At 74.6% G+C, this 2,800-nt stretch carries 1 protein-coding gene; it reads right to left on the minus strand.

Annotated elements, in window-relative coordinates; all coding sequences use genetic code 11:
* Positions 1 to 2,800: type I polyketide synthase (locus ABZ281_RS45015; protein WP_356664134.1), on the minus strand; the 2,800-nt coding region annotated here is incomplete at both ends.

A 2,800-nucleotide genomic window follows, 5' to 3' on the forward strand; every position in this document is an offset into this window, starting at 1 on the left:
CCGCTCGTCGGTGGAGGTGTCGGCGTCGATCAGGACCACCCGGTCCGGATGCTCGGACTGCACGCTGCGCAGCAGGCCCCACAGCGGGGCGTGGACCAGGTCGGTGACGTCCTCGTCGGCCGCGGCGGCCACCGCGCCCCGAGTGACGGCCACGAGGCGGGTGTCCGCGAAACGGTCGTCCGCGAGCCACTCCTGCACCTGGACGAGCGCGTCGCGAGCCGCCTCCCGTGCGGTGTCCGGCAGCGTCTCGCCGACGGGCGCGGAGAAGTGGGGAGCGAGGACGACCCGGGGCGCGGGTGCGCCCGCCTCGACCTCCCGTGCCAGGGTGCCGAGGTCCGCGTAGGAGCGGACCGTGCCGTCCGGCAGGCCGAGGTCCGCCACGGATCCGAGGGCCGCCCAGGTGGTGAGGTCGGCCGTGGCATCCGCGCCGGCCGGCCTGCTCCACTCGACCCTGAGCAGGCCGTCGGCGGAGCCGGTGTCGGCGGTGCGCAGCGACTCGGCGGACAGCGGACGCAGGGTCAGTCCCGCCACCTCGGCGACCGGTGCGCCCGAGCCGTCGGCCACGGTGAGCGCGACGGTCGTGGAGCCGCCGTTCGCGGCCTCGGGTGCCGCTGCTCCGGCGAGCCGGACCCGCAGCACGGACGCGCCCGTTGCGGTCGCGCTCACTCCGGCCCAGGAGAACGGCAGCACCGGCCGGCCCTGGTCACCGGCGACTCCGGGGAGCAGCGGGTGCAGGGCGGCGTCGAGCAGTGCCGGGTGGAGGGTGAACCGGCCTGCCTCGCTGCGCTGGTCGTCGTCGAGGGCGACCTCGGCGCAGAGGTCGTCACCGACCGTCCAGAGCCGGCGCAGGTTCCGGAACGCGGGCCCGTAGGCGTAGCCCTGCTCGACGAGACGCTCGTAGGCGCCGGTGAGGTCGATCTCCCGGGCTCCGGCGGGGGGCCAGACCGTGAGTGTCTCCTCGGCGGTGCCGGTGCCGGTACTCAGGGTGCCGTAAGCGTGGAGGGTCCAGGTTCCGTCGTGGCCGGGGTCGCCGTGGGGGCGGGCGTGGATGCGTACCGGGCGGGTCGCGTCGGTTTCCTCGGCGCCGACGGACACCTGGAGGTGCACGCCGCCGCGTTCGGGCAGCACCAGGGGGGCCGCCAGGGTGAGTTCCTCGACCGTGGCGGCGCCGAGCTGTTCGCCTGCCCGGAGGGCGAGTTCGAGCAGTCCGGTACCGGGCACGAGCACGGTCCCGGCGACGGCGTGCTCCGTCAGCCAGGGGTGCGTGCCGCGTGCCAGGCGGCCGGTGAGAACGTGTTCGTCGCGGTCGGCCAACTGGACGGCGGCGCCGAGCAGCGGGTGGTCGGCCGCTACGAGCCCGAAGCCCGCGGCGTCCGTGACGGTGGTCGGCGCGTCCAGCCAGTAGCGCTGCCGCTGGAACGCGTAGAGCGGCAGGTCGGTGCCCTGCGCCTCGGGGAATACGGTGTCCCAGCGGATGTCGGCGCCGTGTGCGGCGAGCAGCCCGAGGGCGGCGGCGAAGACCTCCGGCTCGGAGCGGCCCCTGCGCAGGACCGGCGCCACGACCCCGGAGGTCTGCTCCAGGGACTCGGCGACCAGGGCGCTGAGCACCCCGTCGGGGCCGAGTTCCAGCCACTCGGTGACCCCCGCCGCCTCCAGAAGGCGTACGCCGTCGAGGAAACGGACGGCTTCGCGGATGTGGCGCGCCCAGTAGTCGGGCGAGGCGAGGTCCTCGGCGGTGGCCAGTGCGCCGGTGACGTTGGAGACGATGGGGATGCGCGGTGCGTGGAAGGTGAGGTCCTCGGCGATCGCGCGGAACTCGTCGAGGATCTCGTCCATGTGGGGCGAGTGGAAGGCGTGGCTGACGGGGAGACGCTTGACCCGGGCGCCCTCCTTCTTGAACCGCGCGGTGAGTTCGTCCACGGCGTCGGCGTCACCGGAGATGACCGTGGAACGCGGCCCGTTGACACCGGCGACGGCCACCCGGTCACCGTAGGGGGCGAGCGCGGCGCGTACCGCATCCTCCCCTGCTTCGACGGCCGCCATGGCGCCGCCCTCCCGCGCGGCCTGCATCAGCCGGCCGCGTTCGGCCACGAGGACGCAGGCGTCGGGCAGGTCGAGGACGCCCGCGAGGTGGGCGGCGGTGACCTCGCCGATCGAGTGGCCCAGCAGGAAGTCCGGGGTGAGGCCGTGGTGTTCGGCGAGGCGGAACAGCGCGGTCTCCAGGGCGAACAGCGCGGTCTGGGTGAACGCCGTCTGGTCGAGCAGTGCCGCGTCCGCACTGTCCTCGGCGGCGAAGAGCACCGACTTCAGGGGGCGCATGAGTTCGGGATCCAGGTGGGCGCACACCTCGTCGAGGGCCGCCGCGAACACCGGTGACGCGGCGTACAGTTCGCGGCCCATGCCGAGGCGCTGGGCGCCCTGTCCGGTCAGCAGGAAGGCGGTCTTGCCGCGCGCAGGCGCGGGAGTGCGCTGCGCGGCCGGGGTGGTCTCACCGCGGCTCAGCGCGGCGAGTCCGTCGAGCAGTTCGCCACGGTGCCGGGCGACCACGACGGCTCCGCGGCTGTGCCGGGCCCGGCGAGTGCCGAGGGACCAGCCGACGTCCGCGAGGGACTGCTCGGGACGGCCGTCGACGTGGTCGTGCAGGCGCCGGGCCTGGGCGCGCAGCGCCGCATCATCCCGGGCGGACAGCACGAACGGAACCGGCCCCGACGGCTCCGGCCGCTCGACGGCCACCTCCTCGGGTGTCACGAACTCCTCGACCACCACATGCGCGTTGGTCCCGCTGATCCCGAACGACGAG

Origin of the sequence: Streptomyces sp. NPDC006265 (assembly GCF_040613555.1) — a bacterium.
Classification (GTDB): Bacteria; Actinomycetota; Actinomycetes; order Streptomycetales; family Streptomycetaceae; genus Streptomyces.